Annotated in this window: 25 protein-coding genes and 1 riboswitch; of the genes, 7 read left to right on the top strand and 18 right to left on the bottom strand. The window is 40.5% G+C overall.

Annotated elements, in window-relative coordinates:
• Window positions 1-9: 9 nt before the first annotated feature.
• From HMPREF0549_RS03800 to HMPREF0549_RS03760, 10 genes are all read right to left on the bottom strand, one after another.
• Window positions 10-1,752 carry a proline--tRNA ligase gene (locus HMPREF0549_RS03800; protein WP_003716927.1) on the bottom strand — a complete coding sequence of 581 codons (1,743 nt, stop codon included), beginning with the start codon at window positions 1,750-1,752 and terminating at the stop codon, window positions 10-12.
• A gap of 18 nt (window positions 1,753-1,770) precedes the next feature.
• Window positions 1,771-3,048, bottom strand: a complete 1,278-nt coding sequence (gene rseP, locus HMPREF0549_RS03795) for an RIP metalloprotease RseP (RefSeq protein WP_003716926.1) — start codon at window positions 3,046-3,048, stop codon at window positions 1,771-1,773.
• A gap of 22 nt (window positions 3,049-3,070) precedes the next feature.
• Entirely contained in the window at window positions 3,071-3,856 is a 786-nt protein-coding gene (locus HMPREF0549_RS03790; RefSeq protein WP_040531093.1) for a phosphatidate cytidylyltransferase, read from the bottom strand.
• A 17-nt stretch (window positions 3,857-3,873) separates the two neighbouring features.
• Window positions 3,874-4,641 (bottom strand): undecaprenyl pyrophosphate synthase, encoded by a 768-nt coding sequence (uppS, locus tag HMPREF0549_RS03785; protein WP_040531090.1) that lies wholly within the window; start codon window positions 4,639-4,641, stop codon window positions 3,874-3,876.
• A 155-nt stretch (window positions 4,642-4,796) separates the two neighbouring features.
• A complete protein-coding gene (gene frr, locus HMPREF0549_RS03780; protein ID WP_003716923.1) occupies window positions 4,797-5,357 on the bottom strand; it encodes a ribosome recycling factor in 561 nt (186 codons plus the stop codon).
• A gap of 3 nt (window positions 5,358-5,360) precedes the next feature.
• Window positions 5,361-6,083 carry a UMP kinase gene (gene pyrH / locus HMPREF0549_RS03775; RefSeq protein ID WP_003716922.1) on the bottom strand — a complete coding sequence of 241 codons (723 nt, stop codon included), beginning with the start codon at window positions 6,081-6,083 and terminating at the stop codon, window positions 5,361-5,363.
• A gap of 76 nt (window positions 6,084-6,159) precedes the next feature.
• Window positions 6,160-7,035, bottom strand: coding sequence for a translation elongation factor Ts (gene tsf / locus HMPREF0549_RS03770; protein ID WP_040531087.1), 876 nt, complete (start codon window positions 7,033-7,035; stop codon window positions 6,160-6,162).
• Window positions 7,036-7,147: 112 nt separating this feature from the next.
• A complete protein-coding gene (gene rpsB / locus HMPREF0549_RS03765; protein ID WP_003716920.1) occupies window positions 7,148-7,936 on the bottom strand; it encodes a 30S ribosomal protein S2 in 789 nt (262 codons plus the stop codon).
• A gap of 174 nt (window positions 7,937-8,110) precedes the next feature.
• Window positions 8,111-8,389: a GIY-YIG nuclease family protein gene (locus HMPREF0549_RS09485; protein WP_081446181.1), complete on the bottom strand. Its 279-nt coding sequence runs from the start codon at window positions 8,387-8,389 to the stop codon at window positions 8,111-8,113.
• Window positions 8,373-9,134, bottom strand: a complete 762-nt coding sequence (locus HMPREF0549_RS03760) for a tRNA1(Val) (adenine(37)-N6)-methyltransferase (protein ID WP_003716919.1) — start codon at window positions 9,132-9,134, stop codon at window positions 8,373-8,375. The genes HMPREF0549_RS09485 and HMPREF0549_RS03760 overlap by 17 nt, the downstream gene beginning before the upstream one ends.
• Window positions 9,135-9,222: 88 nt before the next feature.
• Here HMPREF0549_RS03760 and HMPREF0549_RS03755 point away from each other — a divergent pair, with 88 nt between their 5' ends.
• Window positions 9,223-9,861, top strand: a complete 639-nt coding sequence (locus HMPREF0549_RS03755; protein WP_040531084.1) for a lysophospholipid acyltransferase family protein — start codon at window positions 9,223-9,225, stop codon at window positions 9,859-9,861.
• Window positions 9,862-9,912: 51 nt separating this feature from the next.
• On the opposite strand, the gene HMPREF0549_RS03750 is transcribed toward HMPREF0549_RS03755, so the two are convergent.
• Together HMPREF0549_RS03750 and HMPREF0549_RS03745 are read right to left on the bottom strand one after the other, a co-directional pair.
• Window positions 9,913-10,137 (bottom strand): YneF family protein, encoded by a 225-nt coding sequence (locus HMPREF0549_RS03750; protein WP_003716917.1) that lies wholly within the window; start codon window positions 10,135-10,137, stop codon window positions 9,913-9,915.
• Between the two features lie 74 nt (window positions 10,138-10,211).
• Window positions 10,212-10,463: a DUF896 domain-containing protein gene (locus tag HMPREF0549_RS03745; RefSeq protein ID WP_003716916.1), complete on the bottom strand. Its 252-nt coding sequence runs from the start codon at window positions 10,461-10,463 to the stop codon at window positions 10,212-10,214.
• Between the two features lie 173 nt (window positions 10,464-10,636).
• Between HMPREF0549_RS03745 and lexA the strand changes: the two genes are divergently transcribed.
• A complete protein-coding gene (gene lexA, locus HMPREF0549_RS03740) occupies window positions 10,637-11,269 on the top strand; it encodes a transcriptional repressor LexA (protein WP_003716915.1) in 633 nt (210 codons plus the stop codon).
• Between the two features lie 46 nt (window positions 11,270-11,315).
• Here lexA and cytX read toward each other — a convergent pair whose 3' ends face one another.
• From cytX to HMPREF0549_RS03720, 4 genes are all read right to left on the bottom strand, one after another.
• Window positions 11,316-12,488 (bottom strand): putative hydroxymethylpyrimidine transporter CytX, encoded by a 1,173-nt coding sequence (gene cytX / locus HMPREF0549_RS03735; RefSeq protein ID WP_081446186.1) that lies wholly within the window; start codon window positions 12,486-12,488, stop codon window positions 11,316-11,318.
• An 81-nt stretch (window positions 12,489-12,569) separates the two neighbouring features.
• Window positions 12,570-12,677: riboswitch (TPP riboswitch) on the bottom strand.
• A 15-nt stretch (window positions 12,678-12,692) separates the two neighbouring features.
• Complete coding sequence (locus HMPREF0549_RS03730; RefSeq protein WP_003716914.1) at window positions 12,693-13,853, bottom strand: hydroxymethylglutaryl-CoA synthase; 1,161 nt, start codon at window positions 13,851-13,853, stop codon at window positions 12,693-12,695.
• Complete coding sequence (locus HMPREF0549_RS03725) at window positions 13,853-14,533, bottom strand: ribonuclease H family protein (RefSeq protein ID WP_003716913.1); 681 nt, start codon at window positions 14,531-14,533, stop codon at window positions 13,853-13,855. Before HMPREF0549_RS03725 ends, HMPREF0549_RS03730 begins: the two co-directional genes overlap by 1 nt.
• Window positions 14,534-14,634: 101 nt before the next feature.
• Entirely contained in the window at window positions 14,635-15,690 is a 1,056-nt protein-coding gene (locus tag HMPREF0549_RS03720; RefSeq protein WP_003716912.1) for a dipeptide epimerase, read from the bottom strand.
• 49 nt (window positions 15,691-15,739) lie between these two features.
• Between HMPREF0549_RS03720 and HMPREF0549_RS03715 the strand changes: the two genes are divergently transcribed.
• Both HMPREF0549_RS03715 and HMPREF0549_RS03710 read left to right on the top strand, forming a co-directional pair.
• Window positions 15,740-16,147: a hypothetical protein gene (locus HMPREF0549_RS03715; RefSeq protein WP_003716911.1), complete on the top strand. Its 408-nt coding sequence runs from the start codon at window positions 15,740-15,742 to the stop codon at window positions 16,145-16,147.
• A gap of 120 nt (window positions 16,148-16,267) precedes the next feature.
• The gene (locus tag HMPREF0549_RS03710) at window positions 16,268-17,098 is read left to right on the top strand and encodes an aldo/keto reductase (RefSeq protein WP_050754861.1); all 831 of its coding nucleotides are present in this window, start codon (window positions 16,268-16,270) and stop codon (window positions 17,096-17,098) included.
• Between the two features lie 65 nt (window positions 17,099-17,163).
• Here HMPREF0549_RS03710 and HMPREF0549_RS03705 read toward each other — a convergent pair whose 3' ends face one another.
• On the bottom strand, window positions 17,164-18,678 hold the full coding sequence (locus HMPREF0549_RS03705; RefSeq protein WP_003716909.1) for a YfcC family protein: 1,515 nt from the start codon (window positions 18,676-18,678) through the stop codon (window positions 17,164-17,166).
• An 8-nt stretch (window positions 18,679-18,686) separates the two neighbouring features.
• Window positions 18,687-19,841, bottom strand: a complete 1,155-nt coding sequence (locus HMPREF0549_RS03700) for an ArgE/DapE family deacylase (protein ID WP_003716908.1) — start codon at window positions 19,839-19,841, stop codon at window positions 18,687-18,689.
• Window positions 19,842-20,166: 325 nt separating this feature from the next.
• Between HMPREF0549_RS03700 and HMPREF0549_RS03695 the strand changes: the two genes are divergently transcribed.
• The 3 genes from HMPREF0549_RS03695 (at window position 20,167) to HMPREF0549_RS03685 (ending at window position 22,636) form a co-directional block, all read left to right on the top strand.
• On the top strand, window positions 20,167-20,904 hold the full coding sequence (locus HMPREF0549_RS03695; RefSeq protein ID WP_003716907.1) for a glucose 1-dehydrogenase: 738 nt from the start codon (window positions 20,167-20,169) through the stop codon (window positions 20,902-20,904).
• A gap of 202 nt (window positions 20,905-21,106) precedes the next feature.
• Entirely contained in the window at window positions 21,107-21,598 is a 492-nt protein-coding gene (locus HMPREF0549_RS03690; protein WP_003716906.1) for a DUF805 domain-containing protein, read from the top strand.
• A 249-nt stretch (window positions 21,599-21,847) separates the two neighbouring features.
• Window positions 21,848-22,636, top strand: a complete 789-nt coding sequence (locus HMPREF0549_RS03685) for an acetoin reductase (RefSeq protein ID WP_003716905.1) — start codon at window positions 21,848-21,850, stop codon at window positions 22,634-22,636.
• Window positions 22,637-23,132: the final 496 nt, after the last annotated feature.

Genomic DNA, 23,132 nt, shown 5'->3' with positions numbered 1-23,132 from the left:
TTAGACTAATTATTTAGCTTCAGCATCGTCTTGTCCACTAAGTTGCTTGAGCAAGATAGCAACAGTATTAACGACTTCTTCAGTCTTAACCTCAACTGTTTCACCGGTTTTCCGGATCTTAACTTCAACAATACCATCTGAAGCCTTCTTACCAACAGTAATTCGAATTGGAATCCCAATTAAGTCAGAGTCGGCAAACTTAACACCAGCACGTTCCTTACGGTCATCTACTAAGACATCATAACCAGCCTTTTCAAGAGCCACTGTAAGTTCATTTGCCATTTCCATTTGATCTGCTTTCTTGGCATTTACAGGAATTACATGAACATCAAATGGCGCAATACTGTCAGGCCAAACTAGTCCGTTGTCATCAGCTGTTTGTTCAGCAACCGCAGAAAGCAACCGGCTAACACCAATCCCGTAGCTCCCCATAATAACATCAACTAACCGACCGTTGTTATCGAGTACTTGTGCACCAAGCTTCTTCGAATAATGAGTCCCTAACTTAAAGATATGACCGATTTCAATCCCTGGTGTGAACTTGATTGGATGGCCATCCGGTGCAATTTCGCCTTCCTTAACGTTACGGAAATCACCGAATTGATCAACACAGAAGTCACGATCAATATTGGCATTAATATAGTGGTGACCATCATCATTAGCACCACAAGCCATATTAACCATTACCTTAACGTAATTGTCAGCATAGATTTTAACATCTTCACCAACACCAACTGGACCAAGTGAACCCGGATGTGCTCCCAGATATTTCACAGCATCTTCTTCGTCAGCTAACTCTAATTCTTCACAGCCTAGTTCATCCTTCAACTTGGCCTCGTTAACTTCATCATTGCCGCGCATCAAAACAAGAACTGGCTGTGTTTCCTCTTCACTCATTTTGGCCATGTAGAACATTGTCTTAATGATCTGATTTGAGTCTATTCCAAGACTTTCCGCAGCCTCGTCGACACTGTGAGCCCCTGGGGTTGGCTTCTTTTCAAGTTTTTCAGGTTCAGCGGTTTGTTGAACACCGGTAAACTTACTAGTAGCCTTTTCCAAGTTAGCAGCGTAATCCCCATCAGTATAAGCAATGATATCCTCACCAACCTCTGCTGGAGCGGAAAATTCTTGTGAGTTCTTACCACCCATTGTTCCTGAGTCAGCCAGGATCACCTTGTAGTCTAAGCCAATCCGGTCAAAAATATTACGGTATGCTCTTGCTTGAAGATCATAGGCTTGGTCTAAGCCAGCTTGATCAGCAGAAAATGAATAACCATCAAGCATTTCAAATTCCTTACCACGAAGGATCCCGTAACGAGGGCGATCTTCATCACGGAATTTATCTTGTAGTTGGTAAACAACTAATGGCAGCTTCTTGTATGACTTAATACTGTCACGAATAACTTCAGTAAATGTTTCTTCATGAGTTGGCCCCATGATAAAGTCACGATCACGCCGATCCTTTAACTTAAATAAGTTATCGCCATAGCTTTCATACCGACCAGATTCTTTCCACAAGTCAGCAGGAAGGAGCGCTGGCATCATCATTTCAACCGCACCAGCTTTCTCCATTTCTTGACGAATAATATTTTCAACCTTCCGAATCACCCGGTAGGCCATTGGCAAGTAAGCCCATACACCAGCGGACACTTGGTAAATGTAACCAGCCCGGACCATCATCTTATGGCTAAGTGCTTCCGCATCACTTGGTGCTTCCTTTTTTGTTGGAATTAAAATCTTTGATTGTTGCATTAAAATACTCCTTTTCCCTTATCGAATGAAATAACGCTGAATGTCATTCCACGTAACCAAAATCATTAATACTAGCAGCAAGAAGAACCCAATCATTGTCACAATCCCCTCGGCCTTTTCCGGAATTGGGCGACGAATAATCGCCTCAATGATATTTAATAATAGTTTTCCGCCATCTAACGCTGGAATTGGCAATAAGTTAACAATTCCAAGGTTAATTGAAAGCAGTGCTAAGAAATTCAAAACACCCGTAAAGCCAAGCGACGTTGCTTGAGATGTTCCTGCATAAATAGCAACTGGTCCACCAAAATCATTTAATGAAAAGCCGTGGGTAAACATGTGGCCGAGGACACTAAAGATTAGTGTGCCTGCTTGAACAAACCGTTGCCAACCAAAATTAAGCCGTGCTGAGAAACTTTTATCCGTTTCTTCAAGAATCCCAATCTGACCAACTTTCTGATCTGACTGTTTAACTGTTTTGGGAACCATTGTGGTGGTGTGCTGTTTTCCCTGGTGTTCATAAGTTACGGTAATCTTTTTCCCTGGATGGCTAGAGATGGCAGTTGATAAATCTGTCCAATCTTTAATTTTAGTATTGTTGACTTGCTTAATCCGATCACCGCTTACGAGGCCTGCTCGAGCAGCAACTGAATTAGCATTAACATGCCCGACCTTATTGCTATTCACCGGAACTCCCCCGCTTAAGAGGAAGCCGAGAATAATAAAGACAACAAGAGACAAAATAAAGTTATTCATTGGACCAGCAAAATTAGTCATCATTCGTGCTGGCAAACTAGCAGAATTAAATTGGACATCCTTAGGTGCGATTTGAACGACGGTGCCATCGTGCTCAGTAATTAAAGCATCATGAGCAACATTATAAACCTTCAAGTCGTTCTCATCGCCATTGACGTATCCCTTAATCCATAAATCGTTAACCAGATCAGAATCAACAATTTGAAGCGGGATCCCTTGGAACAATGTTGTCTTTTGACTTGCATTAATATTAGTGACCTGATCCTGATCATTAAGCTGAATAGTTACCGGAGTCCCTGGACGTAACTCATCTTCGTCCTCATCATCTGCACCGGCAAGACGAACATAACCCCCTAATGGCAAGATTCGAATCGTATACGTCGTGCCACCGGATTGTTTCCACCAAATCTTGGGACCCATTCCAATTGAAAATTCACGGACTAGGATCCCTGCTCGTTTTGCGAAATAGTAGTGACCAAATTCATGGACTAAAACCAGTATTCCGAAAACGATTATAAAGGTGATGATTGTTATTATCACAAAATCCCCTCTTCTTTCAGAACTAAATAATACCTAAGAGGTGCATCATTGGCATAACGATTAACATACTATCAAACCGGTCAAGGATCCCGCCATGTCCCGGTAAAATTTTCCCAGAATCTTTTACTCCATAGAACCGTTTAAGTGATGATTCAATCAAATCACCAAACTGGCCCATAATTGACAGAATTAACGTTAGGCAAACCATTGGAATAAAAGATCCACCAACCGGAATAAAGTGTAAGTAAATAGCAATCAGAATTGTAGCAGAAACTGTCCCGCCAATCGATCCTTCCCAGGTCTTGTTTGGACTAATCTTAGGTGCTAATTTATTTTTCCCGATTTTTCTTCCGATTAAGTATGCCCCACTATCGGTAATCCAAACAATTAACATCCCGTATAGTAAGGTTTGGAAGTTGACTGCCCGTGCTTCAACAAAGTAACGAAAACCTAATCCAATATAAAGCATCGCTAAAGTTAGCACACCGGCATCATCAAAAGTAAACCGTTGCTTTCTAATAACCGTATGTAATAGTAACAAAATTACCAAGAAATAGAATGCAAACCATCGCGTTGCAACACTTGGTAAAAAGTCTAACCAACTATCTGGTAGGATTAATAGTGCAACTCCAAGGTAAGAAACGATTGCCTCAAATGAAATGAGGAACATCCGCTTCATTGCTAAGATCTCACTCATAGCAACGATCCCAAGTGCAATTGCGGCAATTGTCAATGGCCAGTGGCCATAAACTATTAACGGAATGAAGATTGCTAAACCAACAACAGCTGTTATTATCCGTGTTTTCAATATTATTCTCCCCAAACTTAGTTATTTTTTAAGCCACCATAACGACGGTGACGTCCCTGAAATTTAACAATAGCATCTTCTAATGAATGCCGGTCAAAATCAGGCCAGTAAACATCAGTAAATTCTAACTCACTATAAGCGATTTGCCAGAGCATAAAATTACTAATCCGTTCCTCACCACTTGTTCTGATAAGAAGGTCGGGATCTGCTAACTCACCTAAGTCAGCTGTCATCATATTTTGAGACAGTAACTGTTCGTCAATCTGATCAATACTAATCTCTTTAGCAGCGACTTTCTTTGCAATTTGTTGAGTTGCCCGAATGATTTCATCACGACTGCCATAGTTTAAGGCAAAGTTCAGGATCATCCCGTCACACTCAGCTGTGTCAGCGATTGCATCATTAACTGCTTTTTGAGTTCCTTGGGGCAATTTAGTAATGTCACCCATCACCATCACCCGAACATTATGCTTAACTAATTCTGGAACAAAAGTTGAAAAGAACTTGATTGGTAGTTGCATCAAATAATTTACCTCACTCGAAGGCCGTTTCCAATTCTCGGTAGAAAAAGCATAGAGTGATAGAACCTTTACCCCTAATTTACTAGCAGCGATCGTCACATTCTTTACGGTCTGCATTCCCTGTTTATGACCTGCAACACGTGGTAAGTGGCGTTTTTGAGCCCAGCGACCGTTTCCATCCATAATAATCGCAATATGGTTAGGAATTCGGTTTGGATCTAACTTCGCATTACTAGTCGAGGATCCTTCTTTTTTGCCAAACAAAATAGTTCCTCCAGACAAATTTTATGTTTAAAGTAAAAACTACTTGTCAATTATAAATGTATTGAGGAGAAATGCCAACCCCAACCAAAAAAAGAGCGGGAATGAACTAGCTTTCTAGTTCGTTTTCCTACTCTTAGTTAGTAATTAAGACTAATCTAGCCCATTAATTCTTTTTCCTTATCGGCAGCGATATTTTCAAGGTTCTTGATCCCGTTATCGGTCTCAGTCTGAACTTTCTTTTCAAGCTCATGAAATTCATCATCATTGAAATCACCGTCTTTGTTACCCTTCTTCAGGTCATCCATCGCTTCACGACGAACATTTCGAACAGCAACCTTAGCTTTTTCAAGTTCAGCCTTAACATCCTTAACAAGCTCTTTTCGCCGTTCTTCAGTTAATTGCGGAATTAGAATCCGAATTGCTGAACCGTCATTTTGTGGTGTTAAGCCAAGGTTAGCAGCATAGATTGCCTTTTCAATATTGTCTAATGAGCTTTCGTCATATGGAGTAACAAGTAATTGACGTGCCTCAGGAATTGTAATTGATGCCACCTGGTTAAGTGGTGTTGGAGCGCCGTAGTAATCTACTTTAACTCCATTAAGCAGACTCGCATTTGCTCGTCCTGCACGAATATCAGCTAAAGTCCGGCGTAATGCATCTCCGGACTTTGCCATTTTGTCCTTCGCTTCATCTAAGATTTGTTTACCTGTAGCCATAGGTTAATCCCCCTCAATCGTGGTTCCAACTTCTTGTCCCTTAACAACCTTCATAATATTTCCGGGAGTGTTTAGGTTAAATACAACTAACGGAATATGGTTATCCATAGAAAGTGAACTTGCGGTGGTATCCATAACATGGAGGTTCTTTTCAATCAGATCCATGTGGGTTAGATGATCGAACTTAACAGCGTTAGCATCCTTGTTTGGATCAGCGTTGTAAACACCATCAACACCGTTCTTTCCCATTAAGATAGCATCCGCATTAATTTCAGCTGCTCGCAATGCAGCGGTAGTATCAGTTGAGAAGTATGGGCTTCCCGTACCGCCAGCAAAAATCACAATCCGATCCTTTTCAAGGTGACGAATAGCCTTCCGTCGAATATATGGTTCTGCAATTTGACGCATTTCGATAGAGGTTTGTACCCGTGTTGGAACATCAAGTGATTCCAGAGCATCTTGAAGAGATAGTGCGTTCATAATGGTTGCTAACATTCCAATGTAGTCAGCCTGGGCGCGTTCCATACCAAGTTCTGCCCCGGTAACACCACGCCACATGTTTCCGCCACCAACGACGATAGCAATTTGGACACCTAATTCATGAACTTCCTTTAATTCCTTGGCAACATCTTTAAGCACTGGTGGGTTAATACCGAACCCTTTTTCACCGGCAAGGGCTTCCCCACTAAGCTTTAAAATGACACGATTGTATTTAATGTCTGACATAAACCTGCCTCCTAATGGTAATATTTTCAAAAAAAGGCGCACTTCAAAGAGTACGCCCTTTTTTGCCGAACGTTGTTTAGTTCATTTGATCCTTAACTTCTTGAGCAAAGTCATCTTGCTTCTTTTCGATTCCTTCACCAACTTCGTAACGAATAAATGACTTCAACTTACCATTGTTAGCAGAAACAAATTCTGCAACAGTTTGGTCTGGGTTCTTAACAAAGTCTTGGTCGGCCAAGCAAATTTGTGAAAGGAACTTGTTTAAACGACCTTCAACGATCTTGTCAACGATCTTAGCAGGCTTACCTTCGTTTAAGGTTTCTTCCTTGAAGACTTCGCGTTCGTGATCGAGACGATCTTGAGATACATCATCACAAGTCATGAATTCAGGGTTGATAGCAGCAACGTGCATAGCAACATCCTTAGCTGCATCTTCATTGCCACCTTCAAGAACAACAAGAGCAGCAATTTGGCCACCTTGGTGAAGGTATGCACCAAAACTGTCGTTATCGTTCTTTTCAACAACTGCAAAACGACGAAGACTAATCTTTTCACCGGTCTTTTGAGTAGTGCTGATCAAGTCGTCATTTAAAGTACCGTTTTCGGTCTTCATGGCAAGCGCTTCTTCCACGTTTGCAGGCTTGTTTTCGCTGATCAACTTAGTAACCTTCTTTAGTAAGTCCTTGAATGGGTCACTTGCAGCAACAAAGTCAGTTTCTGAGTTTAATTCAACGATAGCAGCGGTATTACCACTAACAGCAATGTCAGCTAACCCTTCGGCAGCAACACGGTCACTCTTCTTAGCGGCCTTGGCAATACCCTTTTCACGTAAGTAGTCCATTGCCTTATCCATGTCACCATCACTAGCAACTAATGCCTTCTTGGCATCCATGATACCGGCACCAGATTTCTTACGTAATTCCATAACTTGAGCAGCTTTAATTTCAGCCATGATTAGATCTCTCCTTCGTTTAACTTTTTTAATAAAAAAGGCTATTTGGTACTCAGGCCACAATGGTCCGTACGCAAACAGCCCAAGTATTTAATACTTAATTATCGTTTAATTACTTGCCTTCAACGCTGTCCTTAAGGTTCTTTAATGAATCTTCAGAAACTTCTTCGTGTTCTTCTTCGGCAGCATCGTTAGCATCAGCTTGCTTGTTGTCATCTTGACCTTGCTTACCTTCGATAACAGCATCAGCCATCTTTGAAGTGATAAGACGAACGGCACGAATAGCATCATCGTTTGATGGAATTACGTAGTCGATGTCATCAGGGTCGGTGTTAGTATCAACCATAGCAACGATTGGAATGTGAAGCTTTTGAGCTTCCTTAACAGCAATTTGTTCCTTGTGTGGGTCCACGATGAACATTACATCAGGGATCTTTGGCATGTCTTCAATACCGCCTAAGAACCGTTCAAGCTTTTCACGTTGCTTAGTTAAAACAGCAACTTCCTTCTTTGGAAGAACATCAAAAGTGCCGTCTTCGGACATCTTCTTCAATTCCTTCAAACGAGCGATCCGTGATTGGATAGTCTTCCAGTTAGTCAAGGTACCACCTAACCAACGATGGTTAACGTAGTATTGACCTGCACGAGTAGCTTCTTCTTCAATTGAATCTTGAGCTTGCTTCTTAGTACCAACAAAAAGAACAACACCGCCGTCAGCAGCAACATCCTTCATGTAGTTGTAAGCAGTATCGATTAACTTAACAGTCTTTTGTAAGTCAATGATGTAGATACCGTTACGTTCAGTAAAGATGTATTCTTCCATCTTTGGGTTCCAACGGCGAGTTTGGTGACCGAAGTGAACACCTGCTTCAAGCAATTGCTTCATAGTAACAACAGACATAAAATATGTACCTCCAAAATGTTTTTTCCTCCCCAATAATCATCTGGCAGCCAAACTAAATTAGCACATTGGCCACCATCCTATTGGGTGTGAAATTGGCGTTTAACACCGAAATATAGTATACAAAAAAGCATCTCATCTGACAAGCATTTATCCTTAACTTAATGAATTAATTTAAATCTTAATTCCTCTTATATGGAGGTAGCGTTCCTTTTGTCGTCTGCTTTGGTGCTTAAAACGGTATTCAGCACTTAACGCCTTATGCTTTGTTGGGTATTCGCACCAATACATCAATCGGAGCGGGTGCCGTGATTTTACACGGGTATATTTAGCCCCCTTATAAGATTGATGAGTATTGAACCGCTTCTGTACGTTAGTGGTAAAGCCGCAATAAAGACTTTCATCAGCACAGTGAAGAACGTATATATAATAATGTTTACTTTTTGTCTCCATATAGTAATTGTTGCACCTCAGCCCCATATTGGCCATTGGCTTGGTTAACTACTAATGGTGGAACAATCCGAATTCCACCAGTTCCACCATCTTTAATTACTTCAATTAAGACGATATTAGCTTCCCGATCTGGCTTTGGGTGAATAAAGCGAATTCGCTTGGGTGCAAGTCGGTGGCTAGTTAATTCAGTCAAAATTTCCGCTAAGCGATCTGGCCTATGAACCAGGTATCCCCGACCATTCATTTTCAATAAACCACTCATCTTTTCAACAACCATTGTTAAGTTAGTTGTGATTTCGTGACGTGCAATCGCTAAAGCTCGATTAGGGTTCTTTTTGCTATGTTCGTTGTTAGGAAAATATGGCGGGTTGCACAAGACGATATCCGCAGAATCCTTAGGAATTTTATTGTAAATATCTTTAATGTCCATATTTAAGACATCATAGCGTTCCTCAAGATGGTTCAGCTTAATTGTTCGTTCTGCCATATTGGCAATTGGTTTCTGCAACTCGACCTCTGTAAAATGGCCACCAAGCTTATTATGAAGAAAAAGGCCAATAGCACCGTTACCAGCACAAAGATCAACAATTTTTGCCTGGCGCTTCTTATTAGGACGAACAAAGTCAGCTAGCAAGACCGCGTCAAGAGAAAAAGCAAAGCAATGGGGATTCTGGATAATTTGAACATCCTGACTATATAGTTGGTCAATTCGTTCGTCTGTCTTTAATAAATTCTCATCGTCCATTTATTATTCACCTCTTTTAGACTTGCAAGGAGTTACTTTTTTAGTCATAATAATGCCAGTTATTATACAGATTAGATTGGATGATTTTATGCTATATTCATTTCTTATTGCCATTGTTCAACCATTCTTAAACCTAATCAATGGCAAAGCAAAAATTTATAATAAAGAAAATATACCTGACGGTAATTATATCATTGTTGCTCCCCATCGGACATGGATGGATCCGGTTTTAATTGCTCTTGCGATCTACCCCAAAAAATTTAGCTTTATGGCAAAGAAAGAGTTATTTAAGAACCCAATTGCTGCTTACTTTTTAAAAAAGTTAAATGCCTTCCCGGTTGACCGCAAGCATCCTGGCCCTTCAGCAATAAAAAAGCCAGTGCAAATCTTACGAAAAACTGATCTATCAACAATTATTTTTCCATCAGGCTCTCGTTATTCCAGTAAATTAAAGGGCGGTGCAACATTAATTGCCAAATTAGCAAACGTTCCGCTAGTTCCTGCAGTGTATCAAGGGCCTCTCAAATTTAGCGAATTATTCAAACGGCATCCCCGTCACATTGCCTTTGGAAAGCCAATTTATATTGACCGGAAGAACAAACTCGACGAAGAAAGTCAAGCTAAATTAGAGAGTGAAATGCAGCAATCATTTGATGAGTTAGATCACCAAATCAATCCTAATTATAAATACATCATGCCGCCTAAACCAAAAGACGATGATTTCTAAAGAAAAAGAAACCGGAAATTAAATTTCTGGTTTCTTTTTAATTTTATAAGGTTACTTGTTTGCTTTTTTGGCTTGTGCCTTCATGGTTTGCATCATTTGATGTAACTTTCGACTAGATGGCTTTTGGCCCATTTGCAACATCATCGTCCGCAACATTTCTTCACTAATAGGTGGATTATTGCGGAGATAGTTTTCCATGTAACGACGAGCACCAAAGAAACCGCCAACTAAACCGATTAGTAAGGCGAGGATTACCAATGAAATTGTTAATGCCACAACTACTTTCCTCCTTTTTTAGTTACTGTTCAATAGTACACGAAAGTAGTCGAATTGAAAAGGGCTAAACAAGGTTAATCATCACGTAATCCCTTTTTCCGTTGAATTTCACGAACCTTCTCTGGAGTAACCTCTTTACCATTATCATCAAAGATTCGCATCATTTCGATATTACTCCGCATTGCTTCACGGAAGTTCTTAAGGTACTCTTTCCGTAGCTTTGCTCGTTCCTTAGTTTCGGCCTCTGTTAGTCCTTCTTCCTTATTTTTATGAGCGAGTTCGTTAATTCGCTTTAATAATTTTTCTTGGTCTGTAGATTCAGCCATAATTATCTCCTCACCTTTCAGATATCCTTAATTTAACTATTTATCTTGATCTTAGCTAACTTAATAACTATTTTCAAGATATGTACTAACTTCTCCGCGAACGTACGTTTGAAAGTTGACGATTACTATGATATTCTAGACTTAATAATAATCTAGCCAAATGAGGTGTCAAAATGGCAAAAGCAGCAAGTCAAAAACAAATTGCCGTATTAAGTTGCATTTATAAACACGTTAAGGATCACGGGTACCCACCAACAGTCCGTGAAATCTGCGGAATCGTTGGGCTTTCCTCAACCTCCACTGTTCATTCTCACCTAAACAATCTAATCAAGGAAGGCTACTTACAAAAGGATCCCTCCAAGCCACGGGCACTTGAAATTACTAAGCAGGGACTCGATCTTCTGGGAATTGAACCAGAACAAAAAGAAATCCCAATGGTCGGTGTTGTTACTGCGGGGCAGCCAATTTTAGCAGTAGAAGATACCACAGATTACTTTCCGCTACCGCCTACAATTAAGGATGCGTCCGGACTATTTATGTTAAAGATTCACGGCACCAGTATGATTAAAGCTGGAATTCTTGATGGTGATGATGTTATTGTTCGTAAGCAATCAACTGCTAAAGACGGTGAAATTGTAATTGCAATGACAAGCGACAACGAAGCTACTTGCAAGCGATTCTATAAGGAACCCGAAAACAAGCGTTACCGTCTTCAACCTGAAAATGATACAATGCCGCCTATTTACCTGGATAACGTTACTATTCTTGGCAAGGTTATTGGTCTATACCGTGACCACATTTTCTAAACTTCCCTTTAATTAGCAATGTTTCTTTATTGAGGGTAGGAATGAACTAATAATTTTGTTCATTCCTGCCTTTTTTGTGATCGACAATCCACACCAAAAAGATCACAATTAAAATATCGGGCAACGTATTTCCTACGGGAAGATCTACTAACATTAAGCAGCGGTATACGATAAAACCAATTAGCCATAGGATAAAATGATTCCGACTAATCCAGCGATCCTTATTGTCAAGCCGAAGAACAAAGCGATCCATAATCTGAATGGCAATCATCGGGGTAAAGACTGAGCTAATGATATAAAGGAAGTTACTAAAATTATCCATCGGCAAAATAATTGCACCAGCACTTCCAATAACGGTTACAATAATCGCTGTTAAACGTGAGGACCACTTAACTTTTAATGTTTGTGCAGAGACTCCTGCAGAATAGGCATCCATAAACGTTGTAGTGACTGTTGACAGGAGAACAATAATCAGGCCACTAATCCCAACGCCAGCACTAACCATTATTTTAGCAATATCTGTCTGCCCGGTTAATAGTGTTGCGCCAAGGCCGACAATTGCCATCCAACAGCTAATGACACCATAAGTGATTGCACTAACTCCACTCGCTTGGATCGGTTTTTGGGCAACCGAAGTATAATCAGAAATTAAGGGAAGCCAGGATAGGGGCATCGAAACGGCCAATTCTAATCCTTGTCCAAATGATAATGTCCCTAAATGATTATTTACATGTGGTTCCGCAAAGATTAAATAACACAACCAAATCGTCAAAAGTAATAAAGCAGTTAAGGCGATGGTGTTCAGCCATTTTAAGCGACGAATTCCGATAATTAACCACACTATAATTAGGAATCCAATCAATCCGCACCATAATGGTCGGCCTAATTTCCAAAGGCCATTAGCCGCCAGCGATCCATCATAAATCATGATTCCCGTCCAGCCAATCAGTTGTAAAACATTTAGACTAGCAAAAAAGATTCCACCAAATTGGCCAAAACTGATTTTTACCGATTCCATCGCACTAATCCGCAACTGGCCACCGATTATTCCAGCAAGGAACAGCAACCCACAGCCAATTAAATGACCTAAGATAATGGCTGTTATTCCTTTAACCATTCCCAATGGCGCTAAGTAAGTTCCTGTCAAAATCTCTGCAATTGATATTCCCGCGCCGCACCAAATCATTCCATTTTCTACCAGTGATGTCTTATGTTGCATCAGTTTCACCATCCTTTTATTGATTAGCGAAACTTGATCTTGATAAAGAAAAATCGACCAGGCACCTACCTGATCGATTTTAAAATTCTTAACTGAATTCCCTCCGTTGGCATTATCCAAATCAGGTCCCATGGGTCGAAGATCACATCTTCCTCTCAGCCTGTTATACAAGCTCCCCGTTTGTGTTAATTATATTGTAACACTTTATTTCTTTTCCTGATAAATCCGTTTGTGTTCCTTTTGACCCTTTAATATAAACGGTGCTGGATCTGATTGCCAATCTAATTCAACATCATCCGGGTTCATCCCCAGTTGTGAATTGAACTGCTTCTCATATTCAGCAATTGAAACCTGATGACGATTTGCTAGATCATCCTTAACGTCACTCAAGTATTTTTCAAAGTGAGGCTGAAGAATCCCACTGTAGAATTCACCTTCTGCTCCGGAACCGTAACTAAAGAGACCAATCCGGTCCCCAGGATTAACCAGACCATTTTGTAAGAGTGACATTACTCCAAGGTAAAGTGAACCAGTATAGAGGTTTCCTACCTCACGACAGTACTTTTGACTTGCGGTCAGCTGCTCACGCAATTTATTAGCAACCGGTGATTGATTGTCCTTGAGAAGCGCTTCCAACGCCTTCTTCCCCATCTTGGTAAATGGCAAGTGGAAAGTTAAGGCAGCAAAATCATCTAATTGGCGTCCGGTCATTTGTTGATAGCGTTGCCAGCATTGGAGGAAAAAGTCAACGTAAACATTAGTCGAGTATTTGCCATCCACATGTGCTTCGGTTGCGTAAAGCGGCCGCCAAAAATCCATAACATCCTTTGTATATGAAACCGTAGTATCCTCAAGAGCCAAGATGTGAGGGTCAGCAGAAATCAACATTGCGACTGCCCCAGCTCCTTGGGTAACCTCACCAGGTGTTTTCAACCCATAACGAGCAATATCAGCTGCAATTACTAAGACTGTCGACTGAGGATTCATTGCAACTAATCCCTTAGCAAACTGAATCCCTGCCGTTGCTGAATAACAGGCTTCCTTTAATTCAACTGCACGAGTAAAATCATCCAGTCCCAAAAGATGTTTGATATAAATGGCACTTGCTTTAGAATTATCAATCCCTGATTCAGTAGCAACAATCACAGTGGAAAGATGTTTTTTGTCATCTTCGGATAAAAGCTTCTTGGCTGCTGCTGCTCCCAAAGTGACAATATCTTGAGTTGGTGGAACAACTGCCTGCCGATCTTGACCAATTCCAATCGTGTACTTATCAGGCTCATCCTCCCGTTCACGAGCTAACTCGCGTAAATCAATATACTCGTCAGTAGTTGCAAATGCCATCTTATCAATTCCAATTTTCATTATTCTTCCCCCATTTGATCCATTGTTTGGTTTAATAAGTGATCAACAATAACATTGCCTTGGTTGTTTGCATGTCCCTTAGTCCATTGAAAATGTAGCTGCTTAAACTGTGGTAGTAATTGAATAACCTCTTGCCACAACTCTTGATTAGCCACTGGTGAACCACTACTAGTCTGCCAACCACGACGGGCCCAGCCATTAAGCCAGCCTTTCATGATCGGGTCTAGGACATAGTGTGAGTCAAGAACTGCAATAATTGGGTCCTCTTGTTTTCGGTTCTTTACTAAAATCTGGAGAGCATTCCGGAGCGCCATCAATTCCATCCGATTGTTTGTCGCACCAAACTCGCCACCAGTCTTGGTAAATTGCTGACCGCCCTTACTAATCAGCAGCGCCCAAGCTGCCTTATCGGTCTGCTTAACGTGTTGTCCCGGCTTATTGCCATGATTGCGTGAACCACCATCTGTATACAGGTAAATAATGTCTGGATCGTTCAGCCCGCCAGCATGATCTTTTGTTTGTCTTTTATTATCTCCAGCAAGCCACTCTTTAGCCAATGACTCGTTGGAAAAGCTTTTATACACTGCACCCGGATAACCATTAATTTCTTGCTGACATTCCGGCCAGCTAAGATAAATTCCTGGGTGCCGTCCTTTTCTAACTGCGTATATTTTACTCATATTTAACCTCAAAAAAGTAATACATTAATTATAACGAATTTAGTCGTAATGTGGAAAATGAAAAATCCCAGCATCATAAAATAATGCTAGGAAATTTCAAATCAAGCATGCCATAAATGGATCCCAACCCGCTTAAGGTCGCCCAAATCGAGATCATTCTTAATCATATAAACTGAGTCAAGATCAATAAAGCGAACATTAGCGTGAGCGTTAGCAAAGGCTGCCGCAGCGGCAATACTTTCAGGAGCCTCAATCATACTACCAACCATGCACAGAATCCCTGCACTTTCACACAACTGGTTAATCTTAGTTGCTTCGTAGATTCCCCCACACTTCATTAACTTAATGTTAACATAATCTGCTGCTCCATCTTTAATTACCCGTAAGGCATCCGCTGGTGTAAATACACTTTCATCCAGCATTAACGGGATGGTTGATTGCTGACGGAGCAAGGCTAAATCACGTAACTGATTTGCTGGAAGCGGCTGCTCAATAAAATCAAGGTTTAAATTTGCGTCAGCCAGCATTTTGAAAGCTCGCAAGGCTTGCTTATAACTCCACCCTTGATTAACATCAAGACGTAATGCAACGTCCGATCCGACAGCTTGAGCGATTTGCTTAACACTCTCCACATCCTCGTCAATGGAATGATCGCCAAGTTTAATCTTTAGTGCAGTAAACCCACGTTGAACCGTCTTCTTTGCCTGTTCCACCATTTCAGCTGGCTTACCGATGCTGATAGTATAGTCGGTCGCCATTGATTGCTTACTTCCGCCAAGCAAATGATTAAGTGAGACATGGTAGATTTGAGTTAACAGATCATAAATTGCAATATCAACCGCAGCTTTTGCTGGTCCATTTGCTACCACAGCAGTATGTAGTCGTTTCATCAGGGGTTCAATATTAGCCAAGGAAGAGCCAATTAGTCGCGGTGCAATCACCTCTTCAATAATTATCTTAAGGGTGTCAATATTATCACCCGTAACCACTTCATTCGGAGTTGCGGCACCGATACCGATCATACCGTTTTTCAAGGTTACCTTCACCCGGATTGCGTGGATTGCATTAACCGTATGAAGGTGAGTGATAAATGGCTGCTCCAGAGGTACCTCGACCACTTCAGTTGTTATTTTGGAAATCGTTAATTCATCTTTCATTAAAAGCACCTCGCACCTTTATCAATTTTAAGCAACTAAGGAGTATATTATGCATAAAAACCCGTTCATTATTTTATTAATCTTATCTTTTAGTCTAATCCTAAACATTGGCAATGCAAATGCTAAGCAACAACCCTTAAGAAATATCAACCACCAGCTTGCTGAAGACCTTGGGGACCATCAAAGTTATGCCGACAGCGATCCAGGAAATTATGATTATGCAAAATATATTCAGAGGATTTATTATCTTGATCGCAAAACAATTATCATTCAAGTCAAGCCGGGTTTTCAAAAAATGACCAAAAGCGACAAGACAAGCATCAGTAATCAAGCCTTCGCTCTTACCAGATCAGTTCAGTCAAATGATTGTAGTCATCCAGAAACGATCAAAGTTAAATGCAATAAGAAAGTAATTGGCCTTAAAAGGGCTACTCAAAAGAATTATCAATGGAAATAAACCGGTTAAATATAATTCACTTGCATCACTCAGAACAATTACTGCTAAAATTAACCTAAGAAGGTGAAAGTGTTGAATGAAAATCAACAAAAATTAATCAAGCTAAATAACGGGATTGAAATGCCGCAAATTGGTTTTGGAGTTTGGAAAATTCCGTTTAATCAAACCGCCAAAGTCGTTACTGACGCGATCAAAAATCACTATCGGTTAATTGATACTGCTAAACAATACGGAAATGAAGAACAGGTTGGTCAAGGAATTAAAGACTCAGGGATTGAGCAAAAGCAGCTTTTCCTTACTACCAAGATTTTCAACGGGGACCAAGGAGACTTCGATAAGCTTCGGAATGCCTTTAATGAGCAATTAAAGAAGCTTGGAACCGACCATGTTGATCTCCTCCTTCTTCACTGGCCCGTGTTTAATAAATATATTGAAAGCTGGCGAGCACTAGAGGCTATTTATAACGATGGTCAGGCGCGGGCAATTGGTGTTTGCAACTTTGACGTTGACCACCTCCAAAATTTAATGGATCATGCTAATATCATGCCAATGGTCAACCAAATTGAGTTCAACCCACGAATTCACCAACCGGATACCGTTGCTTTCTGTCAGGATAATCACATTCAATTAGAGGCTTGGTCACCGCTAGGCAATGGTCAACTACTAAATAGTCCAGTGATTAATAAGATTGCTAAGGAGCATGGGAAGTCACCAGCACAAGTGATCCTTCGCTGGGAGCTTCAGCAAGGCTTCATCGTTATCCCTAAATCGATTCATGAAGAACGGATGCGAGAAAATCGCGATGTCTATGATTTTGAATTAGACGCGGATGAAATGGAAGCAATTGCAATGCTCGATGAAGAAAGGCACTCAATCTGGTATGACAAATATAAGTGGTCTGGAAATCCAAATGGCCTTGATGATTACATTGCTAAGCCAGGCGAATTTTAGCAATTTGAATAATTAAAAGCAGACAAGGGATTGAATTGGCTGACGATCACTTGCCTGCTTTACTTTTAAAGTGCTGTTAAGATTGCGAGGTAAACACAAGTTACTAAGAATAGGAGCAGAATGAATTTATAGACCCATTTCCAATAGATCGTAATTGGGATCCGTGAAAGAGCGAGGGCGCCAACTAGCATTCCAGCAGTCGGTGTAATTGCAGTAATTAATCCCGTAGCAGCCTGGTAAGAAGTAACCAATACACTCCCGTCAACGTGGGCAAATTGAGCCAACGAGCCCATAATCCCCATCGTTGCTGCGGCTAGGCCTGAACTTGATGGGATAAGGAACGAAAGAATAATAAAGAAGACAAAGGCCAAGATAATAAAAGCAGCTTTAGGCATTCCCGCTAAAGAAAGTTCACCCCAATGAAGGATTGTTCCGGTAATCTTACCGTTATTCATAACAACCTGGATCCCCCGAGCAACCGCAACAATAATGGCAACATTCAGTAAATCACTCATTCCGCTCATAAAGGAATTGATAAATTCATTTTCTTTAATGTGACCAACAAACATAATGACGACCGACATAAATAAGAACAGCATCGTAATTTCGTTAAAGTACCAACTACCCAATGCCGTCATATCAGCACCTAAAAAGTCACCGAAGAACGGAATTTGGGTTAGCCATTTAGTAAAGCTTTCAAAGAAGGTCCAGGACTTATTAATACTTGTCCAAGGAACCAACCCCACAATCATAATGATAAACGTTAAAGCAAAAACCCAGAGGACGTGTTTTTGAACCTTAGTTAACGGTTGTGGTTTTGTCGTCCGCTGATCAACTTCAAAGAACTTCATATCTTCTTTTCGTTGTGAATAAACTAATGACTTCGTTGGATCCTTCTTGATCTTGTCAGCATAACGTAACACGAAAGCAATCGTTAAGCCGGTAACAATGATTAATAGGATGATCCGGGAACCAAGTCCTGATCCAGGAGAAATTTTAATGATACCAGAAGCGACTCCGGTGGAGAACGGGTTAACTGTTGATGCTAAATCACCAACCCGAGTTCCGAGTAAAATAATCCCAGCAGCAACGAGTGAATCGTAGCCGACTCCCATCATGATTGGAACGATCAGCGGGAAAAATGCGAGGGTTTCTTCACCCATTCCATAAGTTGAACCACCGATCGCAAAGATAATTGTCAAGACAATAATCAGCCGTTTTTCGTGTCCCTTAGAATTTTCCACAATGGAACGAATACCGTCGTCCAAAGCTCCAGTCTTATTAACGACACCCAGAAAGCCACCAATAACCAGAATAAAAAGGGCAATATCAATCGCACCAGTAGTTGCTTTATCACCAATCATTCCAATAACTGGTGCCATAAAGATGTCCCAAATTCCTTGCGGGTGACTAGCAACCGTGTGATAGGTCCCGGAGATCATATTTCCCGCACTATTAACTTTGTATTCCCCAGCCGGTATAATCCAGGTCAAGACAGCAATTAAAGCAATCAGTAAGAAGAGAATTGTAAAGGCCGAGGGCATATGAAACCGGTGCTTCTTCTGTACTTCTTTCTCCATAAGCTCACCTACTTTGCAAAGAATTTTTTAGCTACTTGTTTATAGAATTCGATTGACTTATAAAAAGTTTCAACGTTCACGAATTCATCAGTTTGGTGTTGCGTATTGTTTCCTGGTCCAATTTCTGCAATTGCAAAGTCACCTTTTCCATGGAGAAATTCTGATCCATCACTTGCTCCAGATTGGCCAATTGCCTTTACAGGACGATCCTTAAATATTTCACCATGAACCTTTTCCATCAGCTTAATCAATGGAGCATTCTTGTCTCCCGGCATCGCTTCTTCCGGAAAACTATAACGAATACTTAAATCATAGCCATCCTTTTGATTCAACTTCTCTACCAGATCATTTAAGGCAGTAAAGACGACCTTATTCGGGTATTCAGGGATTGTTCGAATATTTCCTTTAATAATTGCCTTATCAGGAACGGAATTAATCTGTGAACCACCCTGGAAAACGGATTGAACATGGGTCAGCTTACCCAGAATTGGGTTTTCCTGATCAAACTGGGCCATTAACGGCTTTACCTGGGTTGCAAAATCAATCAGGTGATCAATTGCATTGATTCCCTTTTCCGGTTGAGAACTATGAGCCTGTTTTCCTACTGAGGTAACAATATAATCAATGACTCCCTTTGACGTGTAACCGATCTCAGTCATATCATTCCCTGGTTCAGCAATGATTAGACCAGCTAACCCATCCGCATAACCTTCTTTAGTGAGCTGGGCCGCACCATACTCACCTGTTTCTTCACCAACCGTACAAAGTAACCTAATTTTCCCGGGAACTGAATTATCTTCGAGCATCTCCAGCATACTGATAATTAAAGCAGCTAACCCACTCTTCATATCAGAAGCTCCACGACCATATAAATTGCCATCTTTTATCGTTGCTTGGAATGGATCCGTCTGCCAATCGGATTCATCCCCAGCAGAAACCACATCTTCATGACCAGAGAAGCCCAAAATCTGGTCACCAGAACCAATTGTCACTACCAAATTATCTCGTCCCGGAGCGTATTGAACCCGATCAATCTGAACTCCCTGATCTTGATATGGCGCAAAAAGTGATTCGATATAGTCAGCCACTTCACTCTCGTTATCGTTTACTGACTTAATACTGATTAACTTCGCTAGAATATCAATTTGCTTCTGCTTTTCCATGATGACCCCTCCTAAAAAATATCCATCAATATAATCGTTTACAATAAAATCATATCATACAACTGATATTCATATAACACTAAAATCATTCGTTATTAATGAATAATAATACATTATATTAAATATATCAAAATAAATATGCAATTAAATAAGTTGCTTAACATTAAGACTTAGCCAACAGAGGAGTTCCAACCATAAAGTCACAAGGTTAATCACCTTTTATCATCAATTAAGTTTGTTTTATCTATTATTTAGTGATAACATTAACATGTAAGCGATTACAAATAAATTAATGTTGGTTTTTATATAGAAAGGGTGTTTCTTTATGGGTGAACTAGAAGGCAAAATTGCAATTGTAACTGGTGCGGCTAAGGGGTTCGGTCTTGCAAGTACCAAGGCCTTCATTGATGAAGGAGCCAAGGTTGTCATGACTGACGTTGATGATGCTGAAGGGCAAAAGCAGGCTGAACAATTTGGTGATAAGGCCATTTTCATCAAGCAAGATGTTTCCGATGAGTCTTCATGGCCAGAAGTATTTAAGAAAGCTGAAGAAACTTTTGGCCCAGTGAATGTTTTGCTGAATAACGCTGGAATCCTGCTGTTCGATAATGCTGAAGACGTTAAGATGGAAGACTTCCACAAGATTCTTTCCGTTGACCTTGATGGGGTTATGCTTGGTCAAAAATATGCCATCAAGCACATGAAGAAAAATGGTGGATCAATCATTAACCTCTGCTCAATCGCTGGATTAATCGGGATTCCAAACCTCTTCTCCTACAACGCCGCTAAGGGTGCCGTTCGACTAATTACTAAGTCCGCTGCCCTATATTGCTGTGACAAGAATTATCCAATTCGGATCAACTCTGTTCACCCTGGTTATGCTCATACACCAATGGTTGACGCTTACCCAGAAATGCGGACCAGCCTTGAAGCATTACACCCAATGGGTCGGCTCGGTGACGCAGATGAAATCGCCAATATGTGTGTATTCCTCGCCTCTGACCGTTCTTCATTCAGTACTGGTTCTGAATTTGTTACTGACGGCGGATATACTGCTCAATAAAAATAGCTCCTCAGTTTTTAGCCATTAATACCAAATAAGCTGTCACTTAGATCGATTGACCTAGGTGACAGCTTTTTCTGCTCCAGTGCTTTCCTATAAGAAGGTGAAATGCTGTGAAATGAGGATTTGAGAAAGCTCTTATAATAATTAGATTCCCCACTAATATGATATAGTAGAGATACGGATTAGGAGGAATGTAATTATGTTAAAGGCTTACAAATATTATTGGGAAAACGCATTTAAATACCAGGCCACCTCAAACCGGGCGGATTACTGGTGGGCAGTGTTAATGAACGTCATTATTTATGCTATTTTATGGCTTCTACTAGCCGCTTCCGGTGTTTCATCAATTGGCTCCCTGGTAAACGGGACAACCCAAGGACTGGGGATGGTACTAATCATCGTAGTTATCATGGGAGTTTTCGGGTTTGCTAATATCTTTCCCGCAATTTCAATCACTGTTCGTCGGCTTCGGGATGTCGGCCTTTCCGGTTGGTTCCTATTTGCCGTTTGGCTCTTTTCAGTTGTTTTAGGAAACGTTGATAACGCATTTTGCGAAGGACTGATGGCTGCTTTAGAAATCGTTGTGTTAGTCTTCATGTGCTTACCAAGCAACTATATTAATAAACAAGGCTGGTGGAGTCCAAACAAGGATAATGATCAAGAGATTCCTAGTTTACGGAACGAAAATTAATTTAAGAATGAACCCAAGCGTTAAGAAAAATGGTGCTTGGGTTTTGTTTTAAGGTTGATTCATGTAAAGATGATTTAGGCGACGGACACCCTCACTCGGCATTACCATCTAAAAGGGAGTCGTGAAAAGCTTTCAACTAACACAAGGGAAGAATTAAAATTAAAGCGTTTTCTACCCATTTTCCACTACTTCGTGCAATAATAAACATGTTGATAGATAACTTTGCTAATCATAAAAGGAGATCTTAGTATGGTTGAAGAACAAAAAGTCGCTGTTATTACTGGTAGTAGTCGTGGCATTGGTAAAGGAATTGCTGAACAGCTCGGTAAGGATGGCTATGCAATGGTTATTAATGGCTACCATAAAGACGAAACCGATAAAACTACTAAGGAATTAGCTGATAAGGGATTTAAGGTTGTTTCTGCGCCAGGTGATGTTTCCAAGAAGAGTACTCACGAAATGCTTGTTAAGACAGCCGTTGATAACTTTGGTCGTCTTGATACTTACATTAATAATGCAGGGATTGCTCAAATTGGCAACTTACTTGACGAATCTGCAGAAGACTTCCATAAGATCTATGCAACAAATGTTGACAGTGTTCTCTTTGGCATTCAAGCAGCTGCCGAACAATTTAAGAAGCAAGATGATGGCGATAAAATTCGTAAGATTATCAACGCTTCAAGTATTGCTGGACATATCGGTTATGAACAACTCGGTGCCTACTCTTCAACTAAGTTTGCTATCCGTGGCTTAACTCAAGTTGCTGCTAAAGAATTAGCTAAGTTTAACATCACCGTTAATGCATATTGCCCTGGTATCGTTGGTACTGATATGTGGGACTTCATCGACGAAAAGATGGTGGAAGAAAACGGCGGTGAAAAGGGTCAATACCTAAAGGCCGCCATTGACGGAATCGCTCTTGGTCGTGTTGAGCACCCATCAGATGTTGCCAACTTTGTATCTTACCTTGCTTCAACCAAGTCCGACTACATGACCGGTCAAGCAGTCCAAATCGACGGTGGGGTTCAATTTATTTAATTAAGTTTTACGGATGCGTCTACGAATTTTAAATATTACAATGTAGCATTTTTCCTAAAAGCATAAAAAAGTCAGTGAGGCTCTGTGAAGTGCCCTACAATCATTAGATTTCTTATCTAACAATTGTAGGGCACTTCACTGTCATTAGCTACTACAATGCTTTTTAATTCCTTTGTACTAGCCTGGCCACCTAATTTTTCAATCCCCTAAGAATTGGTAGCATTAAATATGCTTCCTGCTCTCGCCTATTTAGTTCATTAAACGTCTTCATTAACCCATGACCTGCACTTTCGATTCAATAAAATTAATTTTTTAAGATGAGGTATATTTCTGATTTTAATTATACAATTGGGTAACCTATTTTTGTATTAGAGATATAGGTGGCTTACGGTAAATATACTGAACAATTTTTGAAAATTAATCTTTTCGTTTATTGTGAAGGATAATATTTCACGGAATAATCAATTATTTTTTGCTTATTTATAATAATCAATGT

Origin of the sequence: Limosilactobacillus vaginalis DSM 5837 = ATCC 49540 (assembly GCF_000159435.1) — a bacterium.
Classification (GTDB): domain Bacteria; phylum Bacillota; class Bacilli; order Lactobacillales; family Lactobacillaceae; genus Limosilactobacillus; species Limosilactobacillus vaginalis.
Note: the sequence above shows the minus strand (reverse complement) of the source record. Positions and strands in the feature narration are given on the sequence as shown.